The sequence below is a fragment of the Nocardioides lentus genome (assembly GCF_039529515.1).
GTDB lineage: Bacteria > Actinomycetota > Actinomycetes > Propionibacteriales > Nocardioidaceae > Nocardioides > Nocardioides lentus.
The window spans coordinates 53,532-70,555 of record NZ_BAAAMY010000002.1; the positions used below are offsets into that span (position 1 = coordinate 53,532).

A 17,024-nucleotide genomic window follows, 5' to 3' on the forward strand; every position below is an offset into this window, starting at 1 on the left:
CGCGACCGTGTCAACACGGCGCTGACCTGCACGAACGCGCGAAACCGCAGGTCAGCGCGACGAGGCCCGCGCCGAACTACAGGCCTGTAACTCACGGCCGTCCGGCGTGTCACCGGCGGACACGCCGAGGTGTCGGCGCCGGCCCGCGGACCCCGCGTCAGGGGCGTGGCGGCACCACGACGGTGCCCTTCGCCGAGGTCGCCAGCAGCGGCTCGTCGAGCACCACCGCGGCCCCCGGGGCGTCGGGCGTGGCGGCCCCCCGGGCGACGACGTGGACGGTGAACGCCATGCGGCGCGAGCGGGTCCCGACCCGCACCAGCTCGGCCGCGACCTCGACGACGTCACCGGCGCGCAGGGGCGCGTGGAACCGCACCTCGTCGTAGGAGGCGAACAGTCCCTCGTCGCCGTCGGTGGTGATCGACAGGTCCGTGGCCGCGTCCCCGAACAGCCCGAGGCCGTAGGCGCCGTCGACCAGGTGGCCGGCGTAGTGGGCGTGGCTGTAGGGCACGTAGCGGCGGTGCACGACCCGGGCGCCCACCTCCGGGGCGCTCACGCGGCCACCGCCGAGGTCACGCGGTGCACGAGGAAGCTGGCGACCTCGCCGGGCGTGGTGCCGCGGCCGAAGACCCGGTCGACGCCGAGCTCGGAGGCCATCGTCTCGTCGAAGCGGGGTCCGCCCACGACCAGCAGCGGGCGCGTGTCGTCGGCGAAGGACTCGCGGAACGCGGCCGACATCTCGCGGGTGTTGAGCAGGTGGGCGTCGCGCTGGGTGACGACCTGGGAGACCAGCACCGCGTCCGCCGACTCGGCCCGCGCGCGCTCGACCAGCTCGGGCACGGAGACCTGCGCGCCGAGGTTCACGACCTTCAGCTCCCGGTAGTACTCGAGGCCCTTCTCCCCGGCGAACCCCTTGATGTTGAGGATGGCGTCGATGCCGACGGTGTGGGCGTCGGTGCCGATGCAGCCCCCGACGACGACCATCCGCCGCCGCAGGCGCTCCTTGACCGCGGCGTTGACCTCCTTGGGGGTCAGCAGCGGGTAGTCGCGCTCCACCACCTCGACCTGGTCGGTGTCGACCAGGTGCTGCACGCGCCCGTAGACGACGAAGAAGGTGAAGTCCGTGCCCATCGGCTTGCTGTGGACGACCAGCGCCGGGTCCATGCCCATCTTGTTGGCCAGCTGCGCCGCGGCGCCCTCGGCGCGCTTGCCGTGGGGCACGGGCAGGGTGAAGCTCAGCTGCACCATCCCGTCGCCGGTGGTGTCGCCGTACGGCCGCACGATGCTCATCGGGAGCCTCCTTCCGTGACCCGTCCGTCGAGCAGGTCCGTCGCGGGGTTGAGGTACGACGGGGCCTTCCTCGCCACGCCGTCGAGGCCGCGGCCGCGGTCGGCCGGTCGCTTCATGAGACCGAAGGTGCCGTCCGCGATCGCGTCGAGCAGCCCGTGCTCGTGGGCGAGGATCCGCTCCATCAGTTCGAGGGACTCCCCCAGCACCTGGTGGGCGCGCCGCACGATCAGGCCGTCGGGGGCGGGCACGAAGTCCTCGTGGAGGCCCCCGGCGGCGTTCATGACGTAGCGGACGTTCTGCAGGGCGATGTCGCGGTCCGACAGCCACGGCGTGACCACCGCCTCGGTCATCATCCCGACCAGGAGGATCCCCTGGCCCGTCAGCGCCCCGGCGAGGTTGAAGAAGCCGTCGAGCAGGTTGCCCATGAACACGTCGCCGGTCATGTGGCGGGTGGGAGGCATCCACTTCAGCGGGGCGTCGGGGAACAGCTCGCGGGCCAGGAGCGCGTGCGCGAGCTCCAGGCGGAAGGACTCGGGGACCGCCGGGTCGATCTCGAAGGCGTGGCCGAGCCCGATCTGCGCGTCGGGCAGCCCGGCCTCGTGGGCGAAGTACTCGTTGAGCAGCTGGCTGGTCGTCACCGTGTGGGCGGCCTCGACGGCGTCGGCGGTGGTGAGGTAGTTGTCCTCGCCGGTGTTGATGACGATGCCCGCGCGGGCGTGGACCTGGCGGCTGAAGCGCTGGTCCACGAAGGTGCGCACGGGGTTGATGTCGCGGAACAGGATCCCGTACATCGAGTCGTTGAGCATCATGTCGAGCCGCTCGAGCCCGGCGAGCACCGCGATCTCGGGCATGCACAGCCCGGAGGCGTAGTTGGTCAGCCGGACGTAGCGCCCGAGCTCGCGGCTGGTCTCGTCGAGCGCCGCCCGCATCAGCCGGAAGTTCTCCTGGGTGGCGTAGGTGCCCGCGAAGCCCTCGCGGGTCGCGCCCTCCGGCACGTAGTCGAGCAGGCTCTGGCCGGTCGAGCGGATCACCGCGATGACGTCGGCACCCTCGCGGGCCGCGGCGCGCGCCTGGCCGATGTCCTCGTGGATGTCGCCGGTCGCGACGATGAGGTAGATCCACGGCTGGCGCGGGGCGTCGCCGACCTCAGCGACCAGGGCGTCACGCTCCGCGCGGCGGTGGTCGGTGCGGTCCAGCCCCGCGCCGACGGCGGCCCGGGCGGCCTCGGCGGCCCGGTCGGCGTCCGTGCCGGTCGGCACGCGGAAGCGCACCGACCCGGCCGACGCGCGACGCGCGAGGGCGTCGAGGTCCGGGGCCTCGCCGCGCACCAGCGCGTCCCACACCGGCAGGCTGAGGCCGAGGGACAGCCCGCCGTCCGGTGCGGTGTCGGCGAGGACGGCCTCGGCGAGCCGGTTGACCCAGGGCGTCCCGTCGGGGTCGGCGCCACTGAGGCCGGCCAGGCGCAGCGTGGCGCGCTCGACCGAGACGGTGGTGTGCTCGCGGGCGGTGGCCACGATGGGCTCGCCGATCCGGGCGGCGAGCTCGCGCGCCCGGCGGGTGGTGGCGGGGTCCAGGCCGAGCTTGTCGCTCACGTCGTGCTCCTCACGGTGCGCCCGGCGACCAGCAGGTGGCGCAGGACGGGAAGGTCGGCGCCGGGGTCCAGCACCGGCAGGGTGTCGTCGGTCAGCCCGGCGGGGCAGTCCCACAGGGCGAGGTCGGCACGTGCCCCGACCTCGAGGCGACCGCCGTCGGCGTCGCGGCCCGCCGCCGCCGAGCCGGCGGTGTGCGCGGCGTAGGCGACGGGCGCCGTGACGCGGTGCTCGGGGGCGTGGTGGTGCACGGCGGCGCGCACCGCGGCCCAGGGGCCCAGCGCGGTGACCGGCGAGTCGGAGCCGATCGCGAGCCCGCCGCGGGTGGCGGCGAGGGCGGCGAGCGGGTTCGTGACGCGCCACCGCTCGCCGAGCCGGTCGGCGTACATGCCGTCGGGTCCGCCCCACAGCGCGTCGAAGACCGGCTGCACGCTCGCGACGACGCCGAGGTCGTCGAGCACGGCGACGACCGCCGCCGAGGGCATCTCGACGTGCTCCAGGCGGTGCCCGGCCGCACGGAGCCGGGCGGCGCCGAGGCGGTCACGGGCGGCGGCGAACCCCGCGCCGATCGCGTCGAGCGCGGCGTCGCCGATGCAGTGGAAGCCCGCCTGCAGACCGGCCTCGGTGCAGGCCACCACGTGGTCGGCGACCTGCTCGGCGCTCAGGTAGGCGTGGCCGCACGTGGGCGCGTCCGCGTACGACGCGGCGAGCGCGGCGGTCCGGGAGCCGAACGCGCCGTCGGCGATGAGGTCGCCGGCGAGCCCGGTCGCCCCGAGCCTGCGGGCGGTGTCGACGGCGAGCAGCTCGCCCCAGTAGACGGTCGCCCGCAGCCCCGCGTCCGCGGCCGCCCGACGCACGAGCGGGATCTCGGCCTCCGGGCCGATGTGCGGCGCCGCGTTCTCGTGGAAGCCCACGAGGCCGACGTCCGCCATGGCGCCGACGGCGGCCCGGGCGGCGGCGAGCCGGTCGGCGTCGGAGACCAGCGACTCCAGCGTGGCGCGGGCGGCGTGGTGGGCGTCGCGCTCCACCCGACCGTCGTCGGAGGACCCGTCGAGGTCGCCGAGGCCCGGCACGAGGGCGGCCAGCGCGGGCGAGAGCACCGCGGAGTGGGCGTCCACCCGGGTCAGCTGGACCCGGCGTCCGGGCGCGGCGCGCTCCAGCTCGGCCGCGGTGGGGGCGCGACGCTCGGCCCACCCCGTCTCGTCCCAGCCCTGGCCGAGCAGGACGCCGGCGTCGGGGCTCGCCGCCGCGTGGGCGGCGACGGCGTCCAGCACGGCGGCGAGACTGGGAGCGCCGGTGAGGTCGAGGCCGGTGAGGGCGAAGCCGGTCCGCACGGTGTGGACGTGGCTGTCGGTGAAGCCGGCGGTGAGCAGGGCGCCGTCGGCGTCGAGGACCTCCGCGCCGCCGGTGTCCCAGGCCTCGGCCTCGTCCTCCGCGCCGACCAGGACGATCCGGTCGCCCTCGACCGCGACGGCGGTGGCGGCGGAGCCCGGCAGCCGTGCCCGGCGCACCAGCAGCCGGCGGGTCACGCGTGCGCCTCCAGCCGGGCCTCGAAGAGCGCCCGCACGCCGGGCTCGGAGCGCAGCAGGTCGAGGGCGACGTCGGCGTGGCCGGGCACGTAGCCGTTGCCGACGACCATCGTGACGTCCGCGGCGAGTCCCTCGGCGCCCAGCGCGGCCGCGGCGAACGAGGTCGCCATGGAGAAGAAGATCACCGTTCCACCCTGGGCCGTCGCGAGCACGGCGCCACCCTCGCACCCCGGCACGTCGACGCACACCACCGTCACGTCGGCGGGTCCGCCGGTCGCCGCGACAGCGTCGCGGAGGGCGACGGGGTCGCGGGCGTCGCACACGACGACCTCGTCGGCCAGCCCGGCCGCGCGCAGCGTGGCGGCCTCCCCGTCGTGCGGCACGACCCCGACGGTGGCGCGCGCCCCGGCCCGTCGCGCGGCGGCGAGGCACAGCGACCCGGACTTGCCGGCCGCCCCGACGACGGCGACCCGGGGGCCGACGCCACGGTCGCTGTCGAGGTCGACGTGGCGCGCGACGTGGCGCGCGGTGAGGGCCGGCGCCCCACAGACGTCCATGACGGCGAGCGCCAGCTCGGCCGGGAGGTCCTCGGGCAGGCGTGCGGCCACCGAGCGTCCGAAGAGCACCGCGTGGCCGGCGGCGGGGACCTGCTCGGAGCGCCCGTCCCAGCCGGCGAGCGCGTCGGTGAGGTGCAGCGGGGTCAGGGTCAGCGAGACCAGGGTGGCCACCCGGTCGCCGACGGCGAGCCCGAGGGTCGAGGCGGGACCGACCTCCTCGACGGTCCCGACGAGCATGCCGCCGGAGCCGGTGACCGGGTTGTGCATCTTGCCGCGCGCGCCGACGATCTCGAGGACCTCGGCCCGCACCGCCTCGCCGTCCCCGCCGTGCTTCTCGCTGAGCTGGCGGAACGAGGCCGCGTCGAGGTTGAGGCGCTCGACCGCGATCCGCACCTCGTCGGCCCACAGCTCGGGCCGGGCGTCGAGGCGCTGCGCGGCCTGGGGCAGCGCCCCCGCCGGCTCCAGCACCCGGTGCAACCCCAACGGGTCCCCCATCGCCATTCGTTCTGCCCTTCTCTGCGCGACTCGCCGTACGTCTTGCGGCGAGGAGTTGGACTCGCCGGAGATCTTCCGCATATCGTGACAGAGCACACGCGGCGTCGCCAACCGACGCGCGCACCCGAGCTGGAGGCTGCGACATGACCACGACGACCCTGACCCCGGGGGCGACCGACGAGCCCACGGACGCCGCGCGCGCCGGGCAGCCGTACGAGTACCGCCGCGTCGAGCTGGTCGAGCCCGACTGGACGCGCTTCCCGGGCTGGCGCGACGTCACCCGCGAGGAGTGGCACTCCGTGCAGTGGCAGCGCGCGCACTGCGTGAAGAACCTCCGCCAGCTGCGGGCCCTGTGGGGCGACCTCGTCGACGAGCGGTTCTACGCTGACCTCGAGCGCGACCAGGCCGAGCGCGCGACCATGTCGATGCTGGTGCCGCCGCAGATGATGAACACGATGGCGCCCCACGCCGTGCCCGCCGGGCCCGGGTCGCTGACCGAGGCGATGTACGCCGACCCGGTGCGCCGCTACATGATCCCGGTGCTCTCCGACCGTCGTACCGACTGGGCCAGCCACCCGATGGCGAGCCGCGACTCGCTGCACGAGCACGACATGTGGGTCGCCGAGGGCCTGACCCACCGCTACCCCACCAAGGTCCTGGCCGAGCTGCTGCCGACCTGCCCGCAGTACTGCGGCCACTGCACGCGCATGGACCTCGTCGGCACCTCAACCCCGCAGGTCGACAAGCTGAAGTTCCTCGGCAAGCCGGTCGACCGCCACGCCGAGATGCTCGACTACCTGCGCCGCACCCCCTCGGTGCGCGACGTGGTCGTCTCCGGCGGCGACGTCGCCAACATGCCGTGGGCCCGCCTGGAGCAGTGGCTGGACGCAGTCCTCGACATCGAGAACATCCGCGACATCCGTCTGGCCAGCAAGGCGCTGGCCGGTCTGCCCCAGCACTGGCTGGCCGACGACCTGCGCGCCGGCATGGAGCGCGTCGCCACCAAGGCGCGCCGCCGCGGTGTCTCCCTGGCCATCCACACCCACGTCAACCACGCGAGCTCGGTCACGCCGCTCGTCGCCGACGCCGCCCGCGCGATGCTGGAGGCCGGGGTGCGCGACGTCCGCAACCAGGGGGTCCTGCTCGACGGGGTCAACGCCGACGCGCACACGCTGCTGGACCTGTCCTTCGCGCTGCTCGACGGGGCCGGGATCATGCCCTACTACCTGTACATGTGCGACATGATCCCCGCCGCCGAGCACTGGCGGGTCTCCGTGGCCCGCGCCCAGGAGCTGCAGCACGCGATCATGGGCTACCTGCCCGGGTTCGCGACGCCGCGGATCGTCTGCGACGTGCCGTTCGTCGGGAAGCGCTGGGTGCACCAGCTCGCCGACTACGACACGGTGCGGGGCATCTCGTACTGGACGAAGAACTACCGCACCTCCATCGAGGCCACGGACCCCGAGGCGCTGAGCCGGACCTACGGCTACTGGGACCCGATCCACACCCTCCCGGAGGAGGGTCGGCGCTGGTGGGCCGAGCAGGCGGACGCCTGAGCGACAGCCGTCACGTCGGCGTCCCGGGGCGCCGACGGTGACGAACGGGCCGTCGTCACTCATGCTGGACCCTGGTGCGGGACCCGCCGCACCCTGAGCTGCCCCTCGGTCCCGCCCCGCGGCCCGCGCAGGGCGGAGAGGCCCCGATGACCGCAGTCCGCGCGGACCCGACCCACACCCGCCCCCTGCGGGCGGCGGGCTGGGCGCTCCACGCCTACACCGCGAGCGGGACGGCGATCGCCTTCCTCGCCCTGGTCGCGGCGGTCGGCGGCAACGAGCTGGCGGCGCTGTGGCTGCTGTTCGTGGCGCTCCTGGTCGACGGCACCGACGGCATGCTCGCCCGGCGCCTGCGGGTCGGCGAGGTGATCCCGGGCTTCGACGGGGCCCGCCTCGACGACATCGTCGACTACATCACCTACGCCTTCGTGCCGGTCTTCCTGCTCTGGAACGGCGGCTGGCTGCCCGAGGGGACCGCGGGGATCGTGCTGGCGGTGCTCCCGCTGCTCGCCTCGAGCTTCCAGTTCTGCCGCACCGACGCCAAGACCGACGACAACTGCTTCCTGGGCTTCCCGAGCTACTGGAACGTGCTGGCGCTCTACGTCATCGTCCTCGAGCTGTCGCCGGCCGCGACGGCGTCGCTGCTGGTGGTCTGCTCGGTGCTGGTGTTCGTGCCGATCCGCTACCTCTACCCGTCCAAGACGCGGGTGCACCGGCCGCTCAACCTGACCCTCGCGGCGATCTGGCTCGCGACGTACGCCGTGATGCTGCTGCAGTTCGGCGACCCGCACCCGGTGGTCGTCGGCCTCTCGCTGCTCTACGTCGTCTACTACGTCGCCGCGAGCGTGGTGCACACGGTGCGCACGGCACGCCGGGGCACCGTGGCCACGGCGGGCACGGCGACGACGCCGTTGGCGTGACGCGCTAGCTGACCGGGCGCCCCTCGTACGGCGTGGACAGCACGATCGTCGTGCGCGTCGAGACCCCGGCGGCGGCGCGGATCCGCGCCAGCAGGTCCTCGAGGACGGCGGGCGTCGCGACCCGGACCTTGAGGATGTAGGACTCCTCCCCCGCCACCGACCAGCAGGACTCGATCTCCGTCAGGTGGGCGAGGCGGTCCGGGGCGTCGTCCGCGGCGGCGGGGTCGATGGGACGGACCGACACGAACGCCGTGAGCGGCAGGCCGGCCGCCGCGTGGTCGACCTGGGCGCCGTAGCCGGTGATCAGGCCGCGCTGCTCCAGCCGCTTGACCCGCTGGTGGACCGCCGAGGTCGACAGGCCGGTTGCCCGGCCCAGGTCGGTGAACGACATCCGGCCGTCCTCGCTGAGCAGCCGCAGGATCCGGCGGTCGGTGTCCTCCACGGCGCCACCCTAGACGGGTGGGCGGCGCGCTCTGGGAGACTGCACGGATGACGGACCCGAGCCCCGACGCCCGCCCCGAGCGGCTCATGCTGCTCGACACCGCGAGCCTGTACTTCCGGGCGTTCTTCGGGGTCCCCGACTCGGTCACCGCCCCCGACGGCACGCCCGTCAACGCGGTCCGGGGGCTGATGGACTTCGTCACCCGGCTCGTCGGCGACTACGCGCCGACCCACCTGGCCTGCTGCTGGGACGACGACTGGCGCCCGCAGTGGCGCGTCGACCTGCTGCCGTCGTACAAGGCGCACCGGGTGGTCGAGGAGGTCGCGACCGACCCGGACGTGGAGGAGGTCCCGGACCCGCTCGCCACGCAGGTGCCGGTGATCCGCGACGTCCTCGAGGCCCTCGGGATTGCCGTGGTCGGGCACGCCGAGATGGAGGCGGACGACGTCATCGGCACCCTGGCCACCGGCGCGGGCATGCCCGTGGACGTCGTGACCGGCGACCGCGACCTGTTCCAGCTCGTCGACGACGAGGCCGAGGTCCGGATCCTCTACACCGCACGCGGGGTCGGCCGCCACGAGCGCGTGGACGACGCGTGGGTGGTGGGGAGGTACGCCGTGCACGCCGCGCAGTACGCCGACTTCGCCACGCTGCGCGGGGACTCCTCCGACGGGCTGCCGGGCGTCGCCGGCGTGGGGGACAAGACGGCGGCCACCCTGCTGGGCCGCTTCGGCGACCTCCCGGGGATTCTCGCCGCCGTCGACGACCCCGCGGCCGACCTCGGCCCGGGCCCGCGCGGCAAGATCCGTGCGGCGGCGGACTACCTGGAGGTCGCCCCCCGCGTGGTGGCCGTCCGACGCGACCTCGACCTCGGCGGTCCGGACCTGACGCTGCCCCGCAGTCCCGCCGACCCCGACGCGTTCGCCGCCCTGACCGAGCGGTGGGGCCTGGGCTCCTCCGCCGAGCGGCTCCTCGCGGCGCTGGCGGGCTGACGCCCCTTCGCGCTCCCCCGTAGGTTGGGGGACATGTCGAAGATCGCTGTCGTCGGTGGCCACGGCAAGGTGGCCCTCCAGCTGCACCCCCTCCTCGTGGACGCCGGGCACACGCCCGTGGCGCTGGTCCGCACCGAGGACTACCGCGCCGAGCTCGAGGGCCTGGGGGCCGAGGTGAGGATCCTCGACATCGAGAGCGACGACGCCGACGCCTTCGCCGCGGCCTTCGAGGGCTGCGCCGCGGTCGTGTTCGCGGCCGGGGGCGGCGCCGACGGCAACGTCGAGCGGAAGCGGACCGTCGACCTCGGCGGCTCCCTGAAGTCCGTCGAGGGCGCGCGCAAGGCCGGGATCTCCCGCTTTGTGCAGGTCTCCGCCATCAGCGTCGACGAGCCCGTGGCCGACGACGCCGGCGAGGTCTGGAAGGTCTACGTCGAGGCCAAGCGCGACGCCGACGCCGCCCTGCGCGAGTCCGGCCTGGACTGGACGATCATCCGACCCGGCGGCCTCGAGGACACCCCCGGCACCGGCATGGTCGCCCTCGCACCGTCGTTGGAGCGCGGCAACGTCCCCCGCGCCGACGTGGCCGCCGTGGTCGCCGCCTGCCTCGACGAGGACGCCACCATCGGCAAGCAGTGGGAGCTCGTCGCCGGCCAGACCCCCGTCCTCGCCGCCGTCCGCGACGCCTGAGCCACCCGCCGTACCCCGGCCGGCTCCCGCGCCCGGCTGGCCCGCCGGCCCGCTTGGGCGGGTCGGCAGGGCTGCTGATTGTCGACAAACGGTGGATCTGGTCGGCCCGGAGCTGCCGTTTGTGGACAATCGGCAGCACTGACCCCTCGCCCGCCCACGCCACCCGACTGGCCCGACCCCGCCGCCCGGGGACCGCGCGGCGGCCCGGTGGCTAGGAGGCGGTCGAGCGGGCGCGCACGTGCATGCGCTCGCCCTCGCGGCTGAAGATCGACAGGAACTCGACGCGGTGCGCGTCGGCTCCGCCGAACCAGTGCGGCAGCCGGGTGTCGAACTCGACCACCTCGCCGGGGGTCAGGACGAGGTCGTGCTCGCCGAGCACCATCCGCAGCCGACCGTCCAGCACGTAGAGCCACTCGTAGCCCTCGTGGACCTGCGGGTCGGGCTCGCGGCGGCGCCGTCCGGGCGGGATCGTCAGCTTGAACGCCTGCAGGCTCCCGGGGCGCCGCGACAGCGGCACCATCGTCATCCCGCCGCGCGTGATCGCGTTCTGCGGCACGCGCGGGTCCTCGGCGGTCGTCGTCTCGAGCAGCTCGTCGAGCGCCATCCCGTAGGCGCGCGCGATCGGCAGCAGCAGCTCGAGGGTCGGCTTGCGTCCGCCGGACTCCAGGCGCGACAGCGTGCTCACCGAGATCGCCGTGGCCGCGGCCAGCTCGGCGAGCGTCATCTCCTGCTCCCCGCGCAGCGCCCGCAGCCGGGGCCCCACCGCGTCCAGCACCGCGTCCACGTCCATGCTCCGGAGTTTGCCGTATCGGCAACGGTGTTTGTCAACTGCGCTTCCTTCCCACACGCTGGGTGACGTCGAGAGGAGACACGTGATGGACACGTACGACGTCGTGGTGGTCGGGGGTGGCCCGGCGGGCCTGTCGGGAGGGATCGCCCTCGCGCGCTCGCGCCGCCGGGTGCTGGTGGTCGACGCGGGCGAGCCCCGCAACGCGCCGGCGGAGGGCGCGCACAACCTGCTCGGGCGCGAGGGGGTGAGCCCCGCCGAGCTGCTCGCGACCGGGCGCGCCGAGCTCGCCTCGTACGGCGGGCAGGTGCGGCGCGGCACCGCGATCGGCGCCCGCCGCACCGGGGAGGGGGACTTCGTCCTCACCCTCACCGAGGGCCCCGAGGTGGCCGCGCGAGGGCTGCTGGTGACCAGCGGGCTCGTCGACGAGCTGCCGGACGTCACCGGGCTCGCGGACCGGTGGGGCCACGACGTCCTCCACTGCCCGTTCTGCCACGGCTGGGAGGTCCGCGACCGCCGGATCGGGGTGCTGTCCATCGGGCCGATGACGGCGCACCAGGCGCTGCTGTTCCGCGAGCTGTCCGACGACGTCGTCGTGCTCGCCCACACCGCGCCGCCGACCGGTCAGGACCGCACGAACCTGGAGGTGTCGGGGGTGCGGGTCGTCGACGCCGAGGTCGTGGCCGTCGAGGGCGAGCCCGGTGGCGCCATGGCCGGTGCCCGGCTCGCCGACGGCGACCTCGTCGAGCTGGACGCGCTCGTCGTCGCCTCCCGGCTGGTCGCCTCCAGCGCCGTCCTCGACGACCTCGGCCTCGCGCCGGTCGAGCACCCCACCGGGATGGGCTCCTCGTACCCCTCGGAGATGGCCGGCGGGACCGAGGTGCCCCGGCTGCGCCTGGCGGGCAACGTCACCGATCTCATGGCCCAGGTCGGGGCGTCGGCCGCGGCCGGGGTCACGGCGGGCGCCGCGCTCCACGGCGACCTGATCCAGGCCGACCTCGCCGCCCGTCTCGCCGAGTCGGCGCGAGCCCCCGCCTGAGGCACGCCGAGTCGGCGCGACCTCCCGCCTGAGACCCGCCGAGTCGGCGCGAGCTCCCGGGAGCACCCGGGAGGTCGTGCCGACTCGACGCCGTGTGGCTACTCGGTGAGGGTGGAGTAGGCGACCACGCCGCGGCGCAGCCGGGCGCCCGTCTCCCGCGCCGTACGACGCAGCTCGCCGCCGCCGGCCGCCGAGGCGACCTGGTCGGTCAGGTCGAGCAGCTGGCGCACCCAGCGCACGAAGTCACCCGCGGCGAGGTCGGTGCCGGCGAGCACGTCGTCCAGCTCGGCGCCCTCCGCCCAGCGCCAGGCCGCCCACGCGAACCCCAGGTCCGGCGGGCGCAGGTAGTCGAGCCGGTGGTCCTTCTCCAGGGTGTCCAGCTCGCGCCAGAGCCGCACCGTCTCCTCGATGGCCCCCGCCACCGGCCCCCGGGGCAGGCGCGGCTCGGACGCCTCGTCGGGGCGCCGAGCCTCGTAGACCAGCACCGAGAGGGCGGCGGCCAGCTCCGAGGGGTCCAGGCCCTGCCAGAGCCCCCGCCGCAACGCCTCCGCGGCCACGAGGTCCATCTCGGAGTGCAGGCGTCGCAGTCCCCGGCCGCGCTCGGTGACCGTGTCGCCGTCGAGGTAGCCCAGGGCGTCGAGCACCTCGCAGACGCGGTCGAAGCTCCGCGCGACCGTGTGGGTACGGCGCTCCACCCGCTGCCGGAGGGTCTCGGCGTCGCCGGCCAGGCGCTGGTGCCGCTCGGCCCAGCGGGCGTGGTCCTCCCGGTCGGGGCAGTCGTGGCACGGGTGCGCGGCCAGCGCGGCGCGCAGCGAGGCGATCTCCTTCTCCACCGCCGAGGGCAGCCCGACCCCGCCGCGGGAGGCCCGACCGCGCAGCGCGAACGGCGGGTCGAGGTCGCGGGTGCGGGTGCGGACCGCGGAGGCGAGGTCGCGGCGCATCTGCGGGTTGCGGCTGGTGAAGCTCTTCGGCACCTTCACGGTGCCGACCGGCTCGACCGGGCTGGGGAAGTCGACCATGCTCAGACGCCGCGCGTGCCGCTCGTCGGTGACCACCAGCGGGCGTGGCTCGCGGCCCTCGACCCCGGGGTCGACGACCACGGCCCAGCCGGCGAACTTGCCCGCCGGCACCGCGATCACGTCCCCGCGCCGCAGGCGGCCCACCGAAGCCGCCGCCTCGTCGCGCAGGTCGAGGCGGCGCGCCTTGGCGGCGCCCTTCTCGACCTCGGTGATCCGACGACGCAGCGCGGCGTACTCCATGAAGTCGCCCCGGTCGCAGGCCGCGGCGTCCGCGTAGCCGCCGAGCGCGTCCTCGGCCTTGGCGAGCTGTCGGGCGAGCCCCACGACCGACTTGTCGGCCTGGAACTGCGCGAAGGACTGCTCCAGCAGGTCCCGGGACCGCTCCCGGCCCACCTGCGCGACCAGGTTCACCGCCATGTTGTACGACGGGCGGAACGAGCTGCGCAGCGGGTAGGTGCGGGTGGACGCGAGCCCCGCGACCTCCGCGGGGTCCATGCCGGGCTGCCACAGCACGACGCCGTGGCCCTCGACGTCGAGCCCGCGACGCCCGGCGCGACCGGTCAGCTGGGTGTACTCCCCCGGCGTGATGTCGGCGTGGTTCTCGCCGTTCCACTTGCTGAGCTTCTCGATGACCACGGTCCGCGCGGGCATGTTGATGCCGAGCGCGAGGGTCTCGGTCGCGAACACGGCCTTGACGAGACCCTGCACGAACAGCGCCTCGACGCACTCCTTGAAGGTCGGCAGCATCCCCGCGTGGTGGGAGGCGATGCCGCGGGACAGGCCCTCCGCGAAGCGGGCGTAGCCGAGGACCAGCCGGTCCTCGTCGGGCAGGTGGCGGCAGTGCTCCTCGACGAAGGCGAGGATCGAGTCCCGCTCCGCCGGGGTGGTCAGGCGCAGGTCGGCGTCGAGGCACTGCTCGACCGCCGCGTCGCAGCCCACCCGGCTGAACACGAAGACGATGGCCGGCAGCAGGCCGTCACGGTCCAGGCGCACCAGCACCTCGGGGCGGCTGGGGATCCACACCCGGCGCCCGTTGCCGACGTCGCGGCGGCCCCCGGACCCGCCGGACCCCCGCTGGCCGGGTCCACCGCGGTCACGCCCGCCGCGGGCGCCCTTGGGGGCCCGCCGGTCGCGGACGCGTCGGCTGGCGAAGTCGTCGCGCGCGACCCGGAGCAGCTCGCCGTTGACCGGCGCGCCCTCGCGGACGAACCCGGCGGCCGCGTCGACGTCGGAGGAGGCGAACAGGTCGTGGAGGCGCCGGCCCACCATCACGTGCTGGTATAGCGGCACCGGGCGCCGCTCCTCCACGATCGTGGCGGTGTCGCCGCGCACGGTCGCCAACCACTCGCCGAGCTCCTCGGCGTTCGACACGGTCGCCGACAGCGAGACCAGCGACACCGAGTCGGGCAGGTGGATGATGACCTCCTCCCACACCGCGCCGCGCATCCGGTCGGCGAGGTAGTGCACCTCGTCCATCACCACGTAGCCGAGGTCGGTGAGCGTGCCGGAGGAGGCGTACAGCATGTTGCGGAGCACCTCGGTGGTCATGACCACGATGGGTGCGTCCCCGTTCACGGCGTGATCGCCGGTGAGCAGGCCCACCTGGTCGGGGCCGTAGCGCCGCACCAGGTCGGCGTACTTCTGGTTGGACAGCGCCTTGATGGGGGTGGTGTAGAAGCACTTGCGGCCCCCGGCGAGGGCGAGGTGGCAGGCGAACTCGCCGACGACCGTCTTGCCCGACCCGGTGGGCGCGGCCACCAGCACGCCGCGGCCGTCCTCCAGCTCGCGGCAGGCGCGGAGCTGGAAGTCGTCGAGGCCGAACGGGTAGTGCGCCTCGAAGTCGACCAGCACCGGGTGCCGGGAGCGGCGGCGGCTCGCGGCGTAGCGCTCCGACGGGCTGAGCGCCTCGCCGGAGTCGTCCGCCGTGCGGTCCCTCATGTGAGCACCTCCAGCGCCGCGGGGGCGCACTCGATCGTCAACGGCAGCGGCCCGAGCCGTTCACCGTCCGCATAGGCCACGATGCCCGGTGCCGCCAAGGTCACGCGCGCCACCCGGTGCCGGGTGTACGCCGGGTGCCGCACGTGGGTGCCGCGGTAGAGCGTCGGGTAGGTGCGCACGAGCCCCGTGCGGCTCATTGGGGCGATGACGACGACGTCGAGCAGGCCGTCGTCCAGCGCAGCCCCCTCGGTGATCCGCAGGCCCCCGCCGAACGACGGGCCGTTGCCGACGGCGACCAGCATCGCCGAGGTGCGCAGCACCTCGCCGTCGAGCTCGAGGACGTACTCGCGCGGCCGGAAGGTGCGCAGCTCGGCGGCGGTGGCCAGCGTGTAGCGCGCCTGCCCGCGGGGCCAGGTCAGGCCGTTCGCGCGCTCGTTGACGACCGCGTCGAAGCCGGCTGCGAGCACGGTGGCGAAGTGGGTGGCGCCGACCCGGGCGAGGTCGATACGTCGGCGCCGGCCCGCGACGACGCGGTCGGCGGCCGCGCGGGCGTCGCCGCGCGGGAGGTCGAGCATGCGGGCGACGTCGTTGCCGGTGCCGCAGGCGACCACGCCGAGCGGCACCCGGGTCCCGGCGAGCCCCTGGATCGCGGCGTGCACGGTGCCGTCCCCGCCGACCGCGACCACCGCGGCGGGTCCGCCACCGGCGACCGCGGCGCGCACGAGGTCGGCGGCGTGGGCGGCGTCGTCCGCGGGGAGCGGACGGACCTCGAGGCCCGCGTCGCGCAGCCGTCCGGTCGCCTCCCGGGCCGCATCGGCCACCGCGGACCGGCCGCGGGCGCCGGAGCCGGCCGCGGGGTTGGTCAGCAGGGCGATCCAGCGGCCGGGCACGACCGCACCCTAGTGGCGGTGGTCGACCCCGAGCAGCAGCTGCACCGTCCAGCGGCGCGCGTCGGCCCCCACGGCGCGGGCGAACCGCTCGACCGCGTCCAGCACGCCGTCGGCGGTGAACGTCGCCCCGGGGGCGGCCAGCGTGGTCCGCCCGTCGCGCTCGACGAGGTGCACCTGGCCGTGGCGCCACGCGAGGTGCGCGGCGCGACGGGTCACGTCGTCGGCGACGGTGAGGGGGTGCGCGTCGTCGACGGCCAGCAGGTCGCAGGCGAGCTCGCGCCCGCCATCCTCCCGCAGTCGCCCGGTCACGAGGTGTCCGTCGCGGACCCCGGAGTCGGCCTGCCACGTCACGGGCTCGGTGCCGAGCCACTCGGGCAGGTCGAACGGGTCGAGCGCGGGCAGGTCGGTCGGCGGGGTGGTCGTCAGCGCGGGCCTCAGATCGTCGACAGCTCGTCGTCGTCCCACTGGTCCGTGCCGGCGGCGTTGCGGTCCCGGGCGCGGTCGACGAGACGGGCGACGATCTCGGCGATGACGAACAGCACGAGCATCGGCAGGGCCAGCATCAGCATGGAGAACGGGTCCGTGGACGGCGTCGCCACGGCTGCGAACACGAAGGTGCCGATGATGATCCAGGGCCGGTAGCGGCCGATCTGCTTGCCCTTCACGACCCCGGCCAGGTTGAGCATGATCACGAACAGCGGGATCTCGAAGGCGACGCCGAACACGAGCAGCATCCGGGTGAAGAAGCTGAAGTACTCCCCGAAGTCGACGAGGCTCACCAGCGGGTCGGGCGTGAACCCGATCAGCACCTCGAGGCCGACCGGCAGCACGTAGTACGCCGTGCCGACGCCGGCGAGGAACAGCGGGCCGGCGATCACGACGAACAGCCGGGTCCACAGCTTCTCGCGCCGGTGCAGCCCGGGGACGATGAAGGCCCAGAGCTGGTAGAGCCAGTACGGCGAGGTGACGACCACGGCGGCCACCGCGGACAGCTTCAGCTGCAGCAGCAGCGGACCGGTCGCACCACCGATGTAGGGCGTGGTGTCGACGTCCTGCTCCTCGGCCAGGATGTCGCGCGCCTGCTCGTAGGGCCCCAGGACGAGGCCGAGGAGCTGGTCGTAGAAGAAGAGCGCGGCGACGAACACCACGACGAGCGCGAGCGTCGCCTTGATGATGCGGGCGCGGAGCTCGCGGAGGTGGTCGGACAGCGCCATCTGGCCGTCGGGCCCCACCGGGTGGTGGGGCTTGCCGCGGAGCAGGCTGGCGACGCCGCCCAGGGGGACGGAGAAGGCCATCGAGG

Annotated in this window: 16 protein-coding genes; 5 read left to right on the forward strand and 11 right to left on the reverse strand. The window is 74.7% G+C overall.

Translation table 11 applies throughout. The annotated features are described in order from the left end of the window. Positions 1-157: 157 nt before the first annotated feature. From kal to kdd, 5 genes are read right to left on the reverse strand one after another with little or no spacing between them, the layout of a single operon-like run. Positions 158-553: a 3-aminobutyryl-CoA ammonia lyase gene (gene kal / locus ABD158_RS03715; protein WP_344003898.1), complete on the reverse strand. Its 396-nt coding sequence runs from the start codon at positions 551-553 to the stop codon at positions 158-160. After that, complete coding sequence (kamE, locus tag ABD158_RS03720; RefSeq protein WP_344003901.1) at positions 550-1,287, reverse strand: lysine 5,6-aminomutase subunit beta; 738 nt, start codon at positions 1,285-1,287, stop codon at positions 550-552. The genes kal and kamE overlap by 4 nt, the downstream gene beginning before the upstream one ends. Continuing rightward, the gene (kamD, locus tag ABD158_RS03725) at positions 1,284-2,879 is read right to left on the reverse strand and encodes a lysine 5,6-aminomutase subunit alpha (RefSeq protein WP_344003903.1); all 1,596 of its coding nucleotides are present in this window, start codon (positions 2,877-2,879) and stop codon (positions 1,284-1,286) included. Before kamD ends, kamE begins: the two co-directional genes overlap by 4 nt. Continuing rightward, a complete protein-coding gene (locus tag ABD158_RS03730) occupies positions 2,876-4,405 on the reverse strand; it encodes an amidohydrolase (RefSeq protein ID WP_344003905.1) in 1,530 nt (509 codons plus the stop codon). Before ABD158_RS03730 ends, kamD begins: the two co-directional genes overlap by 4 nt. Next, positions 4,402-5,457: an L-erythro-3,5-diaminohexanoate dehydrogenase gene (gene kdd / locus ABD158_RS03735; RefSeq protein ID WP_344003908.1), complete on the reverse strand. Its 1,056-nt coding sequence runs from the start codon at positions 5,455-5,457 to the stop codon at positions 4,402-4,404. The genes ABD158_RS03730 and kdd overlap by 4 nt, the downstream gene beginning before the upstream one ends. Before the next feature lie 143 nt (positions 5,458-5,600). Between kdd and ABD158_RS03740 the strand changes: the two genes are divergently transcribed. Together ABD158_RS03740 and ABD158_RS03745 are read left to right on the forward strand one after the other, a co-directional pair. After that, a complete protein-coding gene (locus ABD158_RS03740; RefSeq protein ID WP_344003911.1) occupies positions 5,601-7,013 on the forward strand; it encodes a KamA family radical SAM protein in 1,413 nt (470 codons plus the stop codon). Between the two features lie 146 nt (positions 7,014-7,159). Further along, a complete protein-coding gene (locus ABD158_RS03745) occupies positions 7,160-7,930 on the forward strand; it encodes a CDP-alcohol phosphatidyltransferase family protein (RefSeq protein ID WP_344003914.1) in 771 nt (256 codons plus the stop codon). A 4-nt stretch (positions 7,931-7,934) separates the two neighbouring features. Here ABD158_RS03745 and ABD158_RS03750 read toward each other — a convergent pair whose 3' ends face one another. Beyond that, positions 7,935-8,372 carry an Lrp/AsnC family transcriptional regulator gene (locus tag ABD158_RS03750; RefSeq protein WP_344003916.1) on the reverse strand — a complete coding sequence of 146 codons (438 nt, stop codon included), beginning with the start codon at positions 8,370-8,372 and terminating at the stop codon, positions 7,935-7,937. A gap of 47 nt (positions 8,373-8,419) precedes the next feature. Between ABD158_RS03750 and ABD158_RS03755 the strand changes: the two genes are divergently transcribed. Together ABD158_RS03755 and ABD158_RS03760 are read left to right on the forward strand one after the other, a co-directional pair. Further along, positions 8,420-9,364, forward strand: a complete 945-nt coding sequence (locus tag ABD158_RS03755; protein WP_344003918.1) for a 5'-3' exonuclease — start codon at positions 8,420-8,422, stop codon at positions 9,362-9,364. A gap of 33 nt (positions 9,365-9,397) precedes the next feature. After that, on the forward strand, positions 9,398-10,051 hold the full coding sequence (locus ABD158_RS03760; protein ID WP_344003921.1) for an SDR family oxidoreductase: 654 nt from the start codon (positions 9,398-9,400) through the stop codon (positions 10,049-10,051). A 211-nt stretch (positions 10,052-10,262) separates the two neighbouring features. Here ABD158_RS03760 and ABD158_RS03765 read toward each other — a convergent pair whose 3' ends face one another. Continuing rightward, positions 10,263-10,841, reverse strand: a complete 579-nt coding sequence (locus ABD158_RS03765; RefSeq protein ID WP_344003924.1) for a helix-turn-helix domain-containing protein — start codon at positions 10,839-10,841, stop codon at positions 10,263-10,265. An 85-nt stretch (positions 10,842-10,926) separates the two neighbouring features. On the opposite strand from ABD158_RS03765, the gene ABD158_RS03770 reads away from it, so the two are divergent. Then, positions 10,927-11,877, forward strand: coding sequence for an FAD-dependent oxidoreductase (locus tag ABD158_RS03770; RefSeq protein ID WP_344003927.1), 951 nt, complete (start codon positions 10,927-10,929; stop codon positions 11,875-11,877). Between the two features lie 98 nt (positions 11,878-11,975). Here the strand turns inward: ABD158_RS03770 and ABD158_RS03775 are convergent, their stop codons facing one another. The 4 genes from ABD158_RS03775 to tatC are packed head-to-tail and all read right to left on the reverse strand — an operon-like array spanning position 11,976 to position 17,019. Further along, positions 11,976-14,834, reverse strand: coding sequence for a DEAD/DEAH box helicase (locus ABD158_RS03775; protein ID WP_344003929.1), 2,859 nt, complete (start codon positions 14,832-14,834; stop codon positions 11,976-11,978). Then, complete coding sequence (locus ABD158_RS03780; protein WP_344003932.1) at positions 14,831-15,724, reverse strand: diacylglycerol/lipid kinase family protein; 894 nt, start codon at positions 15,722-15,724, stop codon at positions 14,831-14,833. Before ABD158_RS03780 ends, ABD158_RS03775 begins: the two co-directional genes overlap by 4 nt. Positions 15,725-15,733: 9 nt before the next feature. Continuing rightward, positions 15,734-16,189, reverse strand: a complete 456-nt coding sequence (locus tag ABD158_RS03785; RefSeq protein ID WP_344003935.1) for a hypothetical protein — start codon at positions 16,187-16,189, stop codon at positions 15,734-15,736. Further along, on the reverse strand, positions 16,159-17,019 hold the full coding sequence (gene tatC / locus ABD158_RS03790; RefSeq protein WP_344003938.1) for a twin-arginine translocase subunit TatC: 861 nt from the start codon (positions 17,017-17,019) through the stop codon (positions 16,159-16,161). Before tatC ends, ABD158_RS03785 begins: the two co-directional genes overlap by 31 nt. Positions 17,020-17,024: the final 5 nt, after the last annotated feature.

Coding starts and splice junctions, on each gene's coding strand:
- kamE (WP_344003901.1), bottom strand. CDS start 1,287: ATGAGCATCGTGCGGCCGTACGGCGACACCACCGGCGACGGGATGGTG.
- kdd (WP_344003908.1), bottom strand. CDS start 5,457: ATGGGGGACCCGTTGGGGTTGCACCGGGTGCTGGAGCCGGCGGGGGCG.
- ABD158_RS03740 (WP_344003911.1), top strand. CDS start 5,601: ATGACCACGACGACCCTGACCCCGGGGGCGACCGACGAGCCCACGGAC.
- ABD158_RS03745 (WP_344003914.1), top strand. CDS start 7,160: ATGACCGCAGTCCGCGCGGACCCGACCCACACCCGCCCCCTGCGGGCG.
- ABD158_RS03755 (WP_344003918.1), top strand. CDS start 8,420: ATGACGGACCCGAGCCCCGACGCCCGCCCCGAGCGGCTCATGCTGCTC.
- ABD158_RS03760 (WP_344003921.1), top strand. CDS start 9,398: ATGTCGAAGATCGCTGTCGTCGGTGGCCACGGCAAGGTGGCCCTCCAG.
- ABD158_RS03765 (WP_344003924.1), bottom strand. CDS start 10,841: ATGGACGTGGACGCGGTGCTGGACGCGGTGGGGCCCCGGCTGCGGGCG.
- ABD158_RS03770 (WP_344003927.1), top strand. CDS start 10,927: ATGGACACGTACGACGTCGTGGTGGTCGGGGGTGGCCCGGCGGGCCTG.
- ABD158_RS03775 (WP_344003929.1), bottom strand. CDS start 14,834: ATGAGGGACCGCACGGCGGACGACTCCGGCGAGGCGCTCAGCCCGTCG.
- tatC (WP_344003938.1), bottom strand. CDS start 17,019: ATGGCCTTCTCCGTCCCCCTGGGCGGCGTCGCCAGCCTGCTCCGCGGC.